The organism is Mesorhizobium sp. B2-6-1 (assembly GCF_006440475.1).
In the GTDB taxonomy this organism is placed as follows: Bacteria; Pseudomonadota; Alphaproteobacteria; order Rhizobiales; family Rhizobiaceae; genus Mesorhizobium.
This window is the reverse complement of record NZ_VFUH01000004.1, coordinates 230,175-246,335: the sequence shown is the minus strand read 5'-3', so window position 1 is coordinate 246,335 and position 16,161 is coordinate 230,175. Positions and strand designations below refer to the sequence as shown.

16 protein-coding genes are annotated in these 16,161 nt (G+C 64.2%); 3 read left to right on the top strand and 13 right to left on the bottom strand.

Annotated elements, in window-relative coordinates; translation table 11 throughout:
• Nucleotides 1-2: 2 nt before the first annotated feature.
• The 12 genes from FJ443_RS11580 to FJ443_RS11525 all read right to left on the bottom strand — a co-directional run bounded on the left by FJ443_RS11580 (nt 3) and on the right by FJ443_RS11525 (nt 12,464).
• Nucleotides 3-1,412 carry an FAD-binding oxidoreductase gene (locus FJ443_RS11580; protein WP_140630031.1) on the bottom strand — a complete coding sequence of 470 codons (1,410 nt, stop codon included), beginning with the start codon at nt 1,410-1,412 and terminating at the stop codon, nt 3-5.
• A 288-nt stretch (nt 1,413-1,700) separates the two neighbouring features.
• Nucleotides 1,701-2,015, bottom strand: coding sequence for a hypothetical protein (locus FJ443_RS11575; protein WP_140497050.1), 315 nt, complete (start codon nt 2,013-2,015; stop codon nt 1,701-1,703).
• Between the two features lie 33 nt (nt 2,016-2,048).
• On the bottom strand, nt 2,049-2,411 hold the full coding sequence (locus tag FJ443_RS11570) for a nuclear transport factor 2 family protein (RefSeq protein WP_140497301.1): 363 nt from the start codon (nt 2,409-2,411) through the stop codon (nt 2,049-2,051).
• Nucleotides 2,412-2,495: 84 nt separating this feature from the next.
• A complete protein-coding gene (locus tag FJ443_RS11565; protein ID WP_140630028.1) occupies nt 2,496-2,975 on the bottom strand; it encodes a carboxymuconolactone decarboxylase family protein in 480 nt (159 codons plus the stop codon).
• Nucleotides 2,976-3,082: 107 nt separating this feature from the next.
• A complete protein-coding gene (locus FJ443_RS11560) occupies nt 3,083-4,636 on the bottom strand; it encodes an alpha/beta fold hydrolase (protein WP_140630026.1) in 1,554 nt (517 codons plus the stop codon).
• A gap of 112 nt (nt 4,637-4,748) precedes the next feature.
• The gene (locus FJ443_RS11555) at nt 4,749-5,060 is read right to left on the bottom strand and encodes a formate dehydrogenase subunit delta (RefSeq protein ID WP_140559723.1); all 312 of its coding nucleotides are present in this window, start codon (nt 5,058-5,060) and stop codon (nt 4,749-4,751) included.
• Nucleotides 5,050-5,880: a formate dehydrogenase accessory sulfurtransferase FdhD gene (gene fdhD, locus FJ443_RS11550; protein ID WP_140664093.1), complete on the bottom strand. Its 831-nt coding sequence runs from the start codon at nt 5,878-5,880 to the stop codon at nt 5,050-5,052. The genes FJ443_RS11555 and fdhD overlap by 11 nt, the downstream gene beginning before the upstream one ends.
• A 129-nt stretch (nt 5,881-6,009) precedes the next feature.
• Nucleotides 6,010-8,919, bottom strand: coding sequence for a formate dehydrogenase subunit alpha (fdhF, locus tag FJ443_RS11545; protein WP_140664090.1), 2,910 nt, complete (start codon nt 8,917-8,919; stop codon nt 6,010-6,012).
• Between the two features lie 10 nt (nt 8,920-8,929).
• Complete coding sequence (locus FJ443_RS11540) at nt 8,930-10,486, bottom strand: NADH-quinone oxidoreductase subunit NuoF (protein WP_140523691.1); 1,557 nt, start codon at nt 10,484-10,486, stop codon at nt 8,930-8,932.
• Nucleotides 10,483-10,962 (bottom strand): formate dehydrogenase subunit gamma, encoded by a 480-nt coding sequence (locus FJ443_RS11535; protein ID WP_140664088.1) that lies wholly within the window; start codon nt 10,960-10,962, stop codon nt 10,483-10,485. The genes FJ443_RS11540 and FJ443_RS11535 overlap by 4 nt, the downstream gene beginning before the upstream one ends.
• Before the next feature lie 132 nt (nt 10,963-11,094).
• A complete protein-coding gene (locus FJ443_RS11530) occupies nt 11,095-11,994 on the bottom strand; it encodes a LysR family transcriptional regulator (RefSeq protein WP_140664085.1) in 900 nt (299 codons plus the stop codon).
• A gap of 92 nt (nt 11,995-12,086) precedes the next feature.
• Complete coding sequence (locus FJ443_RS11525) at nt 12,087-12,464, bottom strand: VOC family protein (RefSeq protein ID WP_140556809.1); 378 nt, start codon at nt 12,462-12,464, stop codon at nt 12,087-12,089.
• Nucleotides 12,465-12,682: 218 nt separating this feature from the next.
• Here FJ443_RS11525 and FJ443_RS11520 point away from each other — a divergent pair, with 218 nt between their 5' ends.
• The 3 genes from FJ443_RS11520 (at nt 12,683) to FJ443_RS11510 (ending at nt 15,594) form a co-directional block, all read left to right on the top strand.
• Nucleotides 12,683-13,324, top strand: coding sequence for a DUF47 domain-containing protein (locus FJ443_RS11520; RefSeq protein ID WP_140497032.1), 642 nt, complete (start codon nt 12,683-12,685; stop codon nt 13,322-13,324).
• Between the two features lie 3 nt (nt 13,325-13,327).
• Nucleotides 13,328-14,332, top strand: a complete 1,005-nt coding sequence (locus FJ443_RS11515; protein WP_140497030.1) for an inorganic phosphate transporter — start codon at nt 13,328-13,330, stop codon at nt 14,330-14,332.
• Nucleotides 14,333-14,409: 77 nt separating this feature from the next.
• Nucleotides 14,410-15,594: an Mrp/NBP35 family ATP-binding protein gene (locus tag FJ443_RS11510; RefSeq protein ID WP_140664082.1), complete on the top strand. Its 1,185-nt coding sequence runs from the start codon at nt 14,410-14,412 to the stop codon at nt 15,592-15,594.
• A gap of 37 nt (nt 15,595-15,631) precedes the next feature.
• Here FJ443_RS11510 and FJ443_RS11505 read toward each other — a convergent pair whose 3' ends face one another.
• Nucleotides 15,632-16,084 (bottom strand): carbon monoxide dehydrogenase subunit G, encoded by a 453-nt coding sequence (locus FJ443_RS11505; protein ID WP_140497026.1) that lies wholly within the window; start codon nt 16,082-16,084, stop codon nt 15,632-15,634.
• Nucleotides 16,085-16,161: the final 77 nt, after the last annotated feature.

Genomic DNA, 16,161 nt, shown 5'->3' with positions numbered 1-16,161 from the left:
CACTACGCGGCCGTCCGGCCCGGCATCGCCGATGTCGCAGGCTTGATGTTCAGGTTGACCCGGAAGACATTGGATGGGTCGTAGGTTCGCTTAACCTGGCTCAGCCGCTCGTAATTTCCGCCATAGCTCGCCTGCAAGCGCGCGTCTCCTTCATCGTCCATCATGAAGTTCACGTAGCCGCCCTCGCCATTATGGGGATGGACGCTCGCCCAGTAATTCCGTGCCCACGCGGTCAGGTCGGCGGCTTTGCCCGGATCGGGGTCGATGGCGGCGATGACCATCGACCAGCTTGCGTCACGCGCGTTCCAGGCGGTCTCGTCCTTGCCGACGCGGCGGACGGCGCCGTCAATCGGGTATAGATGCATCAGCGACAATTCGCTGGGCGCCTGGGCGGCCTGTGCGATATGGGTCGCGATCGCTTCGTCGGGAAGCGACTTGACGAAATCGCCCTTCCAGTACCATTGCAGGCCTTTCGGAAGGAGCGGGTCGAATAGCGACTGCATCGCCGGGAACGGCATTACGCCCATCCAGTTGAACATTGGCGGCGGCAAGGTGTCCAGCAGCGGCGCCATGGCCTTGCGCCCGTCCTCCTCCGTGCCGTTGTAGCACGAGATGATGGCACAGGCGCGGTTGCCCCAATGCTCGCGCGGGAAAGGATCGCTCGAAGGGACGGATTTGAGGCCGACGAAAGCGCCGAGGTCTTCCGGCGCTTCCGGCAGGTAGTCGCGATAGGTACGCATGACCGCCGACGCGTGCCTGGCGTCCCAGAACACCGGACCGCCGAAGATCATGTTCACCGGATGAGCCTGGAACAGGAAGCTGGTTACCACGCCAAAATTGCCGCCGCCGCCCCGGAGCGCCCAGAACAGGTCGGGATTCTCGCTTTTGCTGGCCTTCGCCATGCTGCCATCGGCCAGCACCAGATCGGCCTCGATCAGATTATCGATGGTGAGGCCGTATTTGCGCGTGAGATAGCCGGTTCCTCCACCGAGGGTAAGGCCGGCGACGCCCGTGGTCGAAACGATGCCGAACGGAACGGCGAGCGCGAAAGGATGGGTGGCGTGGTCCACGTCGCCCGAAGTGCAGCCGGGCGCGACCCTCACGGTGCGGGTTTTCGGGTCGACATGGACGCCTTTCATCATCGACAGGTCGATGACGAGACCGTTGTCGCAAATCCCCAATCCCGCGCCGTTGTGGCCGCCGCTGCGCACGGCGATGAGGAGGTCGTTTATGCGCGCGAACCTTACAGCGGCGATCACGTCGGCGACATCGACGCAGCGTGCAATCAGCGCCGGACTCTTGTCGATCATGCCGTTGTAGACCTTGCGGGCCTCCTCATAGCCGGCTTCGCCGCGCAGGATCAGCTCTCCGCGCAAGCCTTCACGCAGTTTTGCATAGGTTTCGTCGGTCATCGGTTTCCTCCCTGATCGCGCCCGCGCCATATGGTTTCGACGCGACGATTTATCTTGTTGCTTTGCTTGTGCCGTCCATCCGTCGGGTGCGCAGGATGGTGCAGGAGAGCACATTGCACCGATCCGGCTCCTCGCTGCTTCGCCCGAAAGGGCCAGTGGGGAAATGGCCCGGGAGAGCCATAGCGGGCAGGCGGAAGCCGTCATGGTAGCGAAAGCGCGTCGCGTCGAAAGGGACCGATGCGGCGCGCTTCAGATCGTTGTTCTATGGGCACCTTTGGGCGACATGCATTATTCGACGATGCGGAAAATCTGCCAGAGGCTGGTGCCCGACACGACGTAAGGCTCGATCTCCTTGCCCCATTTGGCATGCGCGTCGATCTTGCCGATCCTGGCGAAGAACTCTTCCAACTGGGCCAGGCTTTCGACCTGGTGGTGAGATTCGACCGTCGCCTCCCGCGCGCCGATCGAACCCGTCATGATCTGGAACTTCAGGTCGGCGACGCCGACCTGCGAACCGATCTCGGATTCCCATTTCCGCAAGAGGTCGAGCACGGTCTGCTTGTGTCCGAACCTGGCGTCGATCTGCCATCTGGCGCTGAACATGTTTTCCTCCTCCGAAGATGCGGCTGATGCCGCTTACTCGTCCCAGGCCTGCACGACCGTCTGCCGTGCAATCCGCCCGCCCTTGAGTTCCAGCATCGCCGCGCAGAACACCTTGGTCCCGTCCGGGTAGGCGCAGGCCTGGGTGAAGGCGAGATTGTCACCATCGGCGATGGTGGTGTCGACCTTGTGGGTCATTGCCCGGCTGCAGATGTCGTCCCAGAATGTGCTGATCGCCGCTCGGCCGCGGATCTCGCGCGGCTTGCTCGGCGGATTGTTGCGGTCGACGACCCGCAACACCGCATCGTCGGCGTAAAAGCTCGACAGCATCTGTCCGTCGCGCCCTTCGATGGCTTTCTTGATTGCCGCGCCGTCAACGGTCTGTGTCTTGGTCAGCATTTCGTCCTCCATGGGCCCGTCTTCCCGATCGGGCGGTTGATGAGCAAAGTGCTGCCCGGCGGTCATCGCCGTGCAGCGATAGTGTCACTGCGACTTGGCCTTCACGGCCGCGAACACGTCGTCGGTCTGCTTCTTGAAGGCTGTGAGGTCGACCTGGCTGCCGTTGAGCATCGTCGACCAGTGGCGAACGATCGCCGCCATCGCCACCGCTTCCTTGATCTCCTCGTCGGTCGCGCCGTTGAGCTTGGCGGCCTCGGTGTGGAAGTAGACGCAGTACTGGCAAGGAATCTGCGAGGCGACGGCAAGCCCCATGAGTTCCTTGGTCTTGCCGTCGAGTGCGGTCTTGGGGTTGAGCTGCATCGACTTTATCTCGGCCCAGGCACCGGCGACCGCCACGTCAGGCAAAGTCTTGAACATGTCCGGCACGGAGCCGAGCGTGGCCGCTATGTCCTTGTATGCTGCCGTCGCCGAGGCATCCTCGGCCCGCGCCGGAGCCAGGGCCAGCAAGGCGCCGGCGCCGGCCGCGATGACGAGCAATCTGGTCTTGCGACTTGATTTCACCATTTCATCCTCCCTTCGCAGTACCGTCACGGCGATATCGCCTGGCCTGCATGGGAAGAATTGATAATCCCCGACGCCATCGGCCGCTTCGCCCGAAAGCGCCATGGCCTTTATGGCCCGTGCGGGCCAGGGTTCCGTGCCGAAAACGCGGCCGCCGCCGCCCGCGACGGCAGGTCGAGCTTGAGCAATATGTTGGCGACGTGACGCTTGACCGTATGCTCGCTGAGGTTGAGCTCGGCGGCGATCGCGGCATTGCTTTTGCCGTCGGCGATCAGGCTCACCACCTCGCTTTCGCGCGCCGTCAGCGCGGCCGGTTCGGCAGGCCTGGGCTTGGATCGGCAGGCGGGTTCCAGATGCTGCTCGGACGTCGCAAGAACAAACGCCAACGGCTCGTCCAACTCGTCGAGCGCAATGCGTCCGCCATCGATGAAGTGTAGGCCGGAGCCGGTCGCCAGGTCGGAAACCAGCCGCGACGCCAGGATCTCGCCGCGGCTGGCATGGGCCGCAAGTTGTATGGTCACGCGTGCAGTCAAGCCGACCGGCGGTCCGCGCATCTCGATCTCGCCGACATGCACGCCCTGTGCACTGGCCACACCGATCTCCTGCGCCGCTTCGCGCAATGCCGCCGCGCAGCGTATGGCGCGCGCCGGACCGTCAAAGCGCGAGATCATCAGCTCGCCATGCGTGCCTGCGACACGTCCGCCATGGCGCCCCACCAGCAATCGCCAGGTCTCCTGGAATCGCTGGCTGCGCTCGCTCCACATGCGGTCGCCGAGGCGCGCCGTATCGTAGATACGCGTCACCAGCAATGCGGCGAGCACGCGCTCGCTGTCGGCCACGGCCGGCTCGCCGGTCAGGAATTCCTCGATCAGGTCGGCGACCCTGTCGACGTCACCGGTCCACACCGGGTGGTCGCGCCCAGGGATTTCGACAAGCCGGGCGTTCGGAATCTTCCGGGCGAGAAAGCGGCTGGCATCGGGATCGACGCGCGCGTCGTTGCGGCGGTGGATCAGCAGCGTCGGCGCGCTGATCGCCGAGAGTATGCCGCGCACGTCTATGCCGGCATTCATGCGCGCCAGCGCCGCCGCCGCCGTCGGACTTGCCGACAGCCGCTCGAATCGCGACCACCAGGCGGCAAAGTGACTGTCTTCGACGCGGCCGGGCGCAAAATGCGGCAAGGTGGCGCCTGTGCCCCAGGCGGTTTCCGTCGTCGCGATGAATGCCTCCAGCCGGTCCGGCGGCATCACCCATCGGTGGAAATGGGCATAGCCGCCATAGAGCGCCAGGGCGCGTGTCCGCTCCGGATAGGTGGCGGCGAACAGCATGGCCATCGGAGCGCCTTCCGAGGCGCCGAGCAGGGCCGCGCGGCCGCTGCCGGCCGCGTCCATCACCGCACGCACGTCGTCCATGCGCGTTTCGAGGCTGGGGAGATGGTTGGCATCGACGCGGTCGGACAGGCCGGTGCCGCGCTTGTCGAATAGGATCAGCCTTGAGAAGGCGGAAAGCCGTTTCAGCAGCCTGCTATAGCCTTCATCCTCCCAATGCAGGTCGAGGTTGGAGATGAAGCCCGGCACGAAGACGAGATCGAACGCGCCTTGGCCGACCACCTGATAGGCGATCCGCACGTCGCCGCTACGGGCGTATCGGGTCTCGATCGGCCTCACGAGTTGTTCCGCCCGGCCTGACGATTTCGGATCGCCGACCATAGCAGAGCTGCGTCGCGTGCGGCAGCTTAAACTTTAGCGGAAGGAAATATAAGCGGACGCGAACCAATGGCTATTTTTGCGAGACGGCTACGTCGCCTGGGGGAAGCTTGAGCCCGAGCTTCAGATCGGCCTCGGCGGGCGAGACCGGCCGCTTGATCCTGGTCGAGGCAGCCACGACGAGTTCATCGAAGCCGTCGCCGCCGCTGTCCAGCATCTCGAAGAACTGACGCCGCATCCTCGGCTCCCAGAATTTGTTGATATGCTCGGCCACTCCGGCCACGCCTTCTTCGCGCGGCCTGGAGTGGAAAAAGGCCGCGATCTGGTTGGCCATCCGCACCAGCTTCTCGCTGGTGCTCATGATGTGGTCTTCGTCATGCGACATGTTTGGCAACTCCGCGAACCACCCGGTCCGGATGGGTGAAAATATCGAAATCGTCGCCGCGAACCAAGGCCACCAGCGTCATGCCGGCCTGTTCGGCGGTGCGGACGGCGAGCGCGGTCGGCGCAGAGACGGCAATGATGAAGGGCGAGCCGATCGTCGCCGTCTTCTGCACCATCTCGACGGAGACGCGCGACGTCACCACCACCGCGCCGGTCGCGCCGTCGATGCCGGCCTTGGCCAATGCACCGGCCAGCTTGTCCAGTGCGTTGTGACGGCCGACATCCTCGCGCGCAATGACGGTGCCCTTGCCGGGGATATAGAAGCCGGCGGCGTGCACCGCGCCCGTCTCGCTGTGCAGCGGCTGCATCCTGGAGAGAAGCTTGACGGAACGGACGATGTCGCCGGCATCAAGCGTAAGTTTAGACGCACCAACCGAATCGACCGCGCGCATCGCTTCCTCGATGGATTCGATGCCGCAGAGCCCGCAGCCAACCGGTCCGGCGAGCCTGCGCCGCCGCGCCTCGAAGCGCGTGTTGGCCTGGTCCTTCAGTCGAATCTGGATGTCGATGCCGGCGCCTAGATCCTCGACCTCGATCGCCTCGATCTCTTCGGGTGAAGCGATGATGCCTTCGGTCAGCGAGAAACCGAGCGCGAAATCCTTCAAATCGGCCGGGCTCGCCATCATCACCGCGTGCGCCGTGCCGGCAAAGGAGAACGCCACCGGCGTTTCTTCCGGCACCATGCGGCGGGCCGCTGCCGTGCCGCTGGCGCGGCGAGCGAGACGGGACATTTCGGTGATGGCGGGGCGTTTGCGAGTCACGAGACGCACCCCTCGCGCCTTTCTTCTCCCCCGTCGATCGGGGAAGAGGTGTCGAGCGAAGCTCGACGAAGTAGGGGGCGATCAACCGTCAAGATTGAAGCTCTTATTGTCGAATGTCTCGTCCAAGTTCTACTCCGCCGCTTCCAGCGGGGCGATGCGGCGGCTGTTGCGCGCTTGCTCGTCATAGTCGCGTTGCCATTCCGATGGTCCGTTGGAGGCACCGACCTGCACTGCCGTCACCTTATATTCCGGACAGTTGGTCGCCCAGTCCGAAAAGTCCGTGGTGATGACGTTGGCCTGCGTGTCGGGATGGTGGAAGGTCGTATAGACCACGCCCGGTGACACCCTGTCGGTGATCTGCGCGCGCAGCGTCGTCTCGCCGGAGCGGCTGGTCAGCCGCACCCAGTCGCCGTCGCGCAGGCCGCGGTTCTCGGCGTCGTGCGGATGGATCTCCAGCCGGTCCTCGGAGTGCCACATGATATTGTCGGTGCGCCGCGTTTGCGCGCCGACATTGTACTGCGACAGGATCCGGCCGGTGGTCAAAAGCAGCGGGAAGCGTGGCCCGGTTCGCTCGTCCGTCGCCACATATTCGGTGCGGATGAACTTGCCCTTGCCGCGCACAAAGCCGTCGACATGCATGACCGGGGTGCCGAGAGGGGCCTTCTCATTGCAGGGCCACTGCACCGATCCGAGGCGGTCGAGCAACTCGAAGGAGACGCCGGCGAAGCTCGGCGTCGTCTTGGCGATTTCGTCCATGATCTCGGACGGATGCGCATAGTTCCAGTCCAGCCCGACGGAACGGGCAAGCTCCTGCGTCGCTTCCCAATCGGCGTAACGCGCCTTCGGTTCCAGCACCTTGCGCACCATGTTGATGCGGCGCTCGGCATTGGTGAAGGTGCCGTCCTTCTCGAGGAAGGTCGAGCCCGGCAGGAACACATGCGCGTAGTTCGCCGTCTCGTTGAGGAAAAGGTCGTGCACGACCACGCATTCCATCGCGGCCAGTCCGGCGGCGACATGCTTGGTGTCGGGATCGGACTGCAGGATGTCCTCGCCCTGGATGTAGATGCCCTTGAAGGAGCCGTCGACGGCGGCATCCAGCATGTTGGGGATACGCAGGCCGGGTTCGTCGTCCAGCTTCACGCCCCACAGGCTTTCATAGATGTCGCGCACCGCGTCGCCCGAGACATGGCGATAGCCTGGCAGTTCGTGCGGGAAGGAGCCCATGTCGCACGAGCCCTGCACGTTGTTCTGGCCGCGCAGCGGGTTCACGCCGACGCCCGGGCGACCGATATTGCCGGTGGCCATGGCGAGATTGGCAATCGCCATCACCGTGGTCGAGCCCTGGCTGTGCTCGGTGACGCCGAGGCCGTAGTAGATCGCCCCGTTGCCGCCCTTGGCGTAGAGACGTGCCGCACCGCGGATCAGTTCGGGATCGACGCCGGACAGCTTGCCGACGGTTTCGGGGCTGTTCTCCGGCAGGGCGACGAAGGACGCCCAGTCCTGGAATTCCGTCCAGTCGCAGCGCTCGCGGACGAAGGCCTCGTCGAACAGGCCTTCGGTGACGATGACATGTGCGAGCGCCGTCAGCACGGCGACATTGGTGCCGGGCTTCAGCGGCAGGTGGTAGTCGGCTTCGATATGCGCCGACTTGACCATCTCGGTGCGGCGCGGGTCGAGCACGATCAGCTTGGCCCCCTGGCGCAGCCGCTTCTTCAGCCGCGAGGCGAACACCGGGTGTGCGGAAGCCGGATTGGCGCCGATGATGACGGCGACGTCGGTGAATTCGACGGAATCGAAATCCTGCGTGCCGGCCGAGGTGCCGTAGGTCTGGCCGAGCCCGTAGCCGGTCGGCGAATGGCAGACGCGCGCGCAGGTATCGACATTGTTGTTGCGGAAGCCCTGGCGCACCAGCTTCTGGACCAGATAGGTCTCCTCATTGGTGCAACGCGACGAGGTGATGCCGCCGATCGCCGTACGTCCGTACTGGTACTGGATGCGGCGGAACTCCTTGGCCGTGTGGGCGATCGCCTCCTCCCAACTCACTTCGCGCCAGGGATCGCTGACCTTCTCGCGGATCATCGGCGACAGGATGCGGTCCTTGTGAGTGGCATAGCCATAGGCGAAGCGGCCCTTCACGCAGGAATGGCCGTGATTGGCCTTGCCCTCCTTGTAGGGCATCATGCGGATGACCTCGTCGTCCTTCACTTCGGCCTTGAACGAGCAGCCGACGCCGCAATAGGCGCAGGTGGTGACGGCCGAGCGTTCCGGCAGGCCCTTGGCGAGCACTGTCTTCTCGCGCAGCGCATCGGTCGGGCAGGCCTGCACGCAGGCGCCGCAGGACACGCATTCGGAAGCGATGAAATCCTCGTGCATGCCGGCGACCATGCGCGATTCGAAGCCGCGGCCCTCGATCGTCAGCGCGAAGGTGCCCTGCACCTCTTCGCAGGCCCGCACGCAACGCGAACAGACGATGCATTGCGCCGGATCATAGGTGAAATACGGATTGGATTCGTCACGCGCGACGTAGTCGACGGCCAGCGAGCCGTGGCCGGGCGCGACGCCATCCTCCTTGACGTGATTGCGGCCTTCGACGCCGTAGCGGTTCTCGGTCAGGCCAACCGACTTCGCCACCGCGTCGAACTCACTGGCGCCGGTGCCGGCCTTCTCGTTCCAGCCCACCGGATGGTCGGAGACATAGAGCTCCATGACGCCGCGGCGAATGGCGTCGAGCCGTTCCGACCGCGTGCGCACCACCATGCCTTCGCCGACAGGCGTCGTGCAGGACGCCGGCGTGCCGCCGCGCCCTTCGATCTCGACCAGGCAAACGCGGCAGGAACCGAACGAGTCCAGCATGTCCGTGGCGCATAGCTTCGGGATCTCGACCCCGCTTTCCATCGCGGCGCGCATGATCGACGTGCCTTCCGGCACGCTGATGCTGCGGCCGTCGACGGTCAGCGTGATCCGCTTCTCAGCCTTCGATTGCGGAGTTCCGTAATCGATCTCTTCGATGAGCGTCGGGAAGTCGGCTTTGATGTTCATCTGCCAGCTCCTATTCAGCAGCCACGCGCGCCGGCGCGGGCTTGAAATCCTCGGGGAAATGCGTGATCGAGCTCATCACCGGGTAGGGCGTGAAGCCGCCCAGCGCGCAGAGCGATCCGAACTTCATCGTGTTGCAGAGATCGGTAACCAGGGCGAGGTTCTTCTCCGGCTCGATGCCGGCGGCGAGCCTGTCGATGGTCTCCACCCCGCGCGTCGAGCCGATGCGGCAGGGCGTGCACTTGCCGCAGCTTTCGATGGCGCAGAACTCCATGGCGAAGCGCGCCTGCTTCAGCATGTCGGCGGTGTCGTCGAATACGGTGATGCCGGCATGGCCGATCAGTCCATCGCGCTTGGCGAATTCCTCGTAATCGAACGGCGTGTCGAACAAAGCGCGCGGAAAATACGCGCCGAGTGGACCGCCGACCTGCACCGCTTTCACCGGCCGGCCGGTGGCCGTGCCGCCGCCGATATCGTCGACGATTTCGCCCAGTGTCATGCCGAAAGCCGCCTCGAACAGGCCGCCACGCTTGACGTTGCCGGCGATCTGGATCGGGATCGTGCCGCGCGAGCGGCCCATGCCGAAATTCTTGTAGTAGGCGGCGCCCTTGTCCATGATGACAGGCACCGAAGCCAGCGAGATGACGTTGTTGATCACCGTCGGCTTGCCAAAAAGGCCCTGGATTGCCGGCAGCGGCGGCTTGGCGCGCACCACGCCGCGTTTGCCTTCCAGACTGTTCAGAAGCGAGGTCTCCTCGCCGCAGACATAGGCGCCGGCGCCGACGCGGATCTCCATGTCGAAGGCGTTGGGCGAACCGAGCACGTTGACGCCGAGCACCCCGGCCTTGCGGGCGACCTCGACGGCCTTGTTCATCACCGCCACCGCATGCGGATATTCCGAGCGGATGTAGACGAAGCCCTTGGTCGCGCCGGTGGCGATGCCGGCGATCGCCATGCCTTCGATCAGCACGAAGGGATCGCCCTCCATGATCATGCGGTCGGCGAAGGTGGCGCTGTCGCCCTCGTCGGCGTTGCAGACGATGTATTTGCGCTCGGATGTCGTATCGAGCACCGTCTTCCATTTGATGCCGGTCGGGAAGCCGGCGCCGCCGCGGCCGCGCAGGCCGGACTCCGTAACTTGGCTGACGATCTCGGCCGGCGCCATGGCCACCGCGTTCTGCAGGCCCTTCAGCCCGCCAAGCGACTTATAGGCGTCGAGTGACAGCGGGTCGTTGATGCCGCAGCGCGCGAAGGTCAGACGGGTCTGCTTGGCCAGGAACGGGATCTTGTCCGGCGCGCCCAGCCAGCGCTTGTGATGGCCGCCGGTGAGAAAGCCGCTGTCGAACAAGCTCTTGACGTCGGAAGGCTTCACCGGCCCGTAGGCGACGCGGCCGTTTGCTGTGGCGACCTCGACCATAGGCTCTAGGAAATAGGCGCCGCGCGATCCATTGCGGACGATCTTGGCCTCAACGCCGCGCTCGGCGAGTTCAGCACGAACAGCCTTGGCGACCCTTTCGGCACCGAGCGCCAGCGCGCCGGAATCGCCGGGAATGTAGATGCGCGGGATCATGAGCGCACCTCCGCGACGATCTCTTCGATCTTCTCGTTGTCGAGCCGCCCGATCACCTCGCCATCGAGCATCGCCGAGGGCGAGCAGGCGCACAGCCCGAGGCAATAAACCGGCTCCAGGGTCACCGAACCGTCTTTCGCCGTCTCGTGGAAATCAATGCCGAGCAATTGCTTGATCCTGGCGGCGACCACGTCGGAACCCATCGACTGGCAAGCTTCGGCCTGGCAGAGCTTGAGCACATGCCGGCCTGCCGGGCGGGCGCGGAAATCGTGATAGAAGGTGACGACGCCGTGCACCTCTGCTCTGGAAAGGTTCAGTCCGTCGGCAATGACCGGGAGTGCTGCCTGCGGCACATGGCCGAACTCTTCCTGAATGTTATGGAGGATCGGCAGCAGCGGACCTTCGAGATCTTTCAGCTCCTGGATGATCGCGGCCGTGCGCGATGCGATCTCGGTACTTGCAGGCTGCATCGTCACGCAGCGCCCTCCCTGGTCGGTGGCTTTATCGCTAAGTCTTTACAAAATCAGGAGAAACCCCTGAAATCAATAAAGCTGATCCGTCGCTCGATAGAAATTTTCTATCGAGCTCCAGCGCCTGCATTCCCTAACCTACCGGTGGGCGCGGAAATCGTCTGCAAGCGCCATCGCCTCGTCCAGCAGCGCCGAAACCAGCGGCGTATGCGGTTCGCGCAACGCGGCCACCAGCCCGACCGTGTGGCTGGCGTCCGGCTCGACGATCGGGATAGCCCTGATAGGTTCGGAAAAGCCGAACGTTTCCGTGAGGTTGAGCGGCATGATCGAGGACCATTTGCCGGTGCGGATATGCGAGAACAGCACGATCATCGAATTGGATTCCAGCGTCGGCCGGACCTCGACACCGGCCTCGGCCAGGTGCTGGTCGATGATGCGGCGGTTCTGCATGTCCGGGGTCAGCAGGCAGAGCGGCAGGTGGCTGATCTCGGCCCATGTCACCTTGTCGCGGTCGGAATAGGGGTTTCCGATGGCGGTGATCAGCTGATAGCGCTCATCGTAGAGTGGTACGCTGGTCACTCGTCCGAGCGGTTCGTTGTCGAGATAGGTGATGCCGGCGTCTATATCGAAATTGCCGAGCAGCGACAGCACTTCGATCGAGGTCCGGGACAGTACCGAGAAGGTGACGCCGGGGTGTTTTTCGCGGAATGGCGTCGTCAGCCGCGCCACCATGGCGAGCGCGGTGGGAATGGCGGCGATGCGGATACGTCCCGACAAGCCGTGCCGCGCCGCCCGCATCTCCTCGCGCATGGTTCTGGTATCGCCGACGATGCGGCGCGCCCACACCAGCACCTGCTTGCCCTCCGGGGTCAGGCCCCGGAAGCGCGAGCCGCGCAGGACCAGCATCACGCCCAGCTGACCCTCAAGTTGCTTGATGCCGGCCGACAAGGTGGGCTGGGTGACGCCGCACACTTCGGCAGCCCGCCCGAAATGCTCTTCCTTGGCCAGCGCGATGAAAAATTCCAGCTTGTCGATCATATCTGAAGCTAACCGCCGCCGCCGCACCGCGCCAGAGGGCTGCCGGCCACTGCGATGTCGATCGCCCCAAGCCGATGCTTGATCGCAGAAACCTATCGGTCGACGAGATTGAGGATGTTACCGTCCGGATCCTTGAACCAGGCGACCTTCATGCCGTGACCGACATGGATGTCGCCTTCCAGTGTCAGGCCGGGCATCTCGTAGTGTTCGAAGGCAACGCCCTTCGATTTCAGCCCGCTGACGACGGTGTCGATCTCATCGCCGACCGTCCACGTCACCGCCGTCGCCTTGTTGGTTCCGGCGAACTGAGAGCGATAGACGTTGATCGTGGTGTCGCCGCTTTTGTACACGATCAGTTCGCCACCCTCGTCATGCACCTGTTTCAGGCCGAGCGTCCCCTCATAGAAAGCCTTTGCCTTCGCCAGGTCTTTCACCGCGAGGTTGGCCGTCGCGTTGCTGTTTGCAAGCATGATCGTTTCTCCTTCGCTGCTTGTCGTCCCCGGCGTCTCCTTGGAAATAGGTCGCCCCCGTCGCTTGACGAGCCCCGCTTTGCCGGCGATGGCCGGTAATTGCCGTTCGCGAGCGGTGCTTGCAATTGGCTGCATCCACATCTTTCAGCCGGCTTACTGTTCCCCATGGGCGCATGCGGCGCTATGTGGATGGAACTGGTGCGCCGGGAGGGACGAACATGCTGGGCTGGTTCCGCAAGCTGTTGCCGCGCGAAGATCGCTTCTTCGACCTGTTCGAGCGGCATTCCCGCACGGTGGTCGGCGGCGCGGAGGCCCTGCAGCAGCTCCTCCTGGGCAAGGACATCGAGCATTGGTGCGAAAAGATCGTCGATCTCGAGGACGAAGCCGACCATATCACCGCCGAAGTCCTGCTTGCCGTGCGGCGCTCATTCATCACGCCTTTCGACCGCGGCGATATCAAGGACCTGATCCAGTCGATGGATGACGCCATCGACATGATGCACAAGACCGTCAAGACGGTGCGGCTGTTCGAGAAGAGGGAATTCGATCCGCTGATGCAGGAAATGGGCGCCGTCATTGTCGATGCCGCCAGGCTCGTCGCGGAGGCGATCCCGCTGCTGGCCAAGGTCGGCGCCAACAGTGCGCGCCTGAACGAACTCGCCGAGGAAGTCATGCGTGCCGAAGGCCGAGCCGACGATCTGCATGAGCAGGGCCTGAAGGATCTCTTCAGGCGGCACGGCCGCAGCGATGCGATGGCCTATCTGATCGGCTCGGAGATCTATGGCCAATTGGAGAAAGTGGTCGACCGCTTCGAGGACGTCGCCAACGAGATCAGCGGCATCGTCATCGAGAACGTCTAGGCGATGGAAGTCGCGATCGCCTTTCCCCTGCTGGTCGGCCTCGTCGCCGTCGCGCTGTTCTTCGATTTCCTCAACGGCCTGCACGACGCCGCCAACTCGATCGCCACCATTGTCTCGACCCGGGTGCTGAGACCGCATTACGCGGTGTTCTGGGCGGCCTTCTTCAATTTCATCGCCTTCATGTTCTTTGGCCTTCATGTCGCCGAAACCGTGGGCAAGGGTATCATCGATGCAAGCATCGTCACCCCGGCGGTGATCTTCGCCGCCCTGGTCGGCGCCATCGTCTGGAATATCGTCACCTGGATCGCCGGCATCCCGTCGAGCAGTTCGCATGCGCTGATCGGCGGATTGGTGGGGGCAGGCGTCGCAAAGGCCGGCACGGGTGCCATCGTCTGGGCGGGGCTCGGCAAGACGGTCGCCGCCATCGTCCTGTCGCCGGCGACGGGCTTTGTCCTGGCGCTTCTCCTGATCCTGGTGGTTTCCTGGCTGTTCGTGCGCCAGACGCCGTTCGCCGTCGACAGTACCTTCCGTGTCATGCAGTTCTTTTCCGCCTCCCTCTATTCGCTCGGTCATGGCGGCAACGATGCGCAAAAGACCATGGGCATCATCGCCGTGCTGCTCTATTCCCAAGGCATGCTCGGAACGGATTTCTACGTGCCGCTCTGGGTGGTCCTGACTTGCCAATCGGCATTGGCGCTGGGCACGCTGTTCGGCGGTTGGCGCATCGTCCACACGATGGGCTCGAAGATCACCAGGCTCAACCCGATGCAGGGATTCTGCGCCGAGACCGGCGGCGCCATCACCCTCTTCGCCGCGACATGGCTCGGTGTTCCGGTTTCGACCACGCACACCATCACCGGCGCCATCATCGGCGTCGGCGCCGCCCGCCGTGTCTCGGCGGTGCGCTGGGGCATAGCCGGCAACATCGTCATCGCATGGGTCGTCACCTTGCCGGCGACGGCGGCGATTTCGGCACTGACCTATCTGGCGGTTCGCCTGGCAGGCTGATGTCGCGGCCTGGCGCTTGGAGCCGCCGGCGATCTGCACTATGTGAGCAGCAGCCGAACGCCAGGGAAGCAACAGCCATGTCCGTTACCAAGGAAACCGTCACCAAGGAAACCGTCATCGAGCGCCTGAAAACGGTCAATGGCCCCGATTTCACCGGCAACATCGTCGACCTCGGCATGGTTTCCGAGATTTTCATCGCCGATTCGAAAGTGTTCTTCTCGATCACCGTTCCGGCCGCCAGGGCGCAGGAGATGGAGCCATTGCGCGCCGCGGCCGAGCGTGTCGTGAAAGCTATTCCAGGTGTCGCTGGCGCCGTCGTCGCCTTGACGGCGGAGAAGAAGGGCGGCGGCATGGAGGCGCCTGTCGCGGCGCGCCCGGCGCCACGTCCCGCCCCGCCCGTTGCCGCGCCGCGCCCGGCGCCCCATGCGCCTGCCTCGCACAGCCAGGGCAAGCGCGGCGTGCCCGGCATAGAGGCGATCATCGCGGTTGCGTCCGGCAAGGGCGGTGTCGGCAAGTCAACCACGGCCGTCAATCTGGCCCTCGGCCTCGCCGCCAACGGGCTGAAGGTGGGCGTGCTCGATGCCGACATCTATGGCCCGTCCATGCCAAGGCTGCTCAACATCCGCGGCCGGCCGCAGACCGTCGACGGCAAGATCCTGAAACCGATGCAGAATTACGGTCTCAAGGTGATGTCGATGGGCTTCCTCGTCGACGAGGAAACGCCGATGATCTGGCGCGGTCCGATGGTGATGTCGGCGCTGACGCAGATGCTGCGCGAAGTCGAATGGGGGCCGCTCGACGTGCTCGTCGTCGATATGCCCCCCGGCACCGGTGACGCCCAGCTCACCATGGCCCAGCAGGTGCCGCTGGCCGGCGCGGTCATCGTCTCGACGCCGCAGGATCTGGCCCTGATCGATGCTCGCAAGGGCCTCAACATGTTCAGGAAGGTCGACGTGCCGCTGCTCGGCATCGTCGAGAACATGAGCTATTTCCTCGCCCCCGACACCGGCAAGCGCTACGACATCTTCGGCCATGGCGGCGCACGCCGCGAGGCCGAGCGCCTCGGCGTCACCTTCCTTGGCGAGGTGCCGCTGGAGATGGGCATCCGCGAAAGCTCGGATGAAGGTGCGCCGGTGGTGGCATCGAAGCCTGACAGTGCCGAAGCGAAGATCTATCGCGATATCGCTTCGAAGGTCTGGGACAGGGTCAACGAAGAGCGCGGCGCGGCCGCGGACGCCGTGCCGAGCATCGTCTTCGAGTAATTTTCGTCCAGGCGGCGCCAACGCTGGATAGACCAGCCTAAGCAGCACCCACCTTCTCGCCGAAGCTCGAAAAGAACTGTCCCGCCAGTTTCTTCGAGGTCGATTCGATCAGCCGGCTGCCGAGCTGGGCAATCTTGCCGCCGACTTCGGCCTTGGCGGCGTATTTGAGCACCGTCGCGTCCGCCCCATCCTCGGTCAGCGTCACGTCGGCGCCGCCCTTGGCGAAGCCGGCGATGCCGCCCTTGCCTTCGCCCTGGATCGTGTAGGCATGCGGGGGATTGAGATTTCTCAGCGTCACCTCGCCGTTGAAGGTCGCCTTGATCGGGCCGATCTTCAGCACCACCGTCGCCGCCATCTCGGTCGGCGACTTCATTTCCAGGCTCTGGCAGCCGGGGATGCTTTCTCTCAGCACCGCCGGATCGTTCAGCGCTTCCCACACTTTCTGGAGGGGTGCGGCGATGCGCTCCTCGCCCTCGATCACCAAAGCCATCAGAACCTCCCGGACGACCAATGTCGGATTGTTGGTAGCGTGCGGCCCGATTGATGTCTATCGCACCAAAGTCCGGA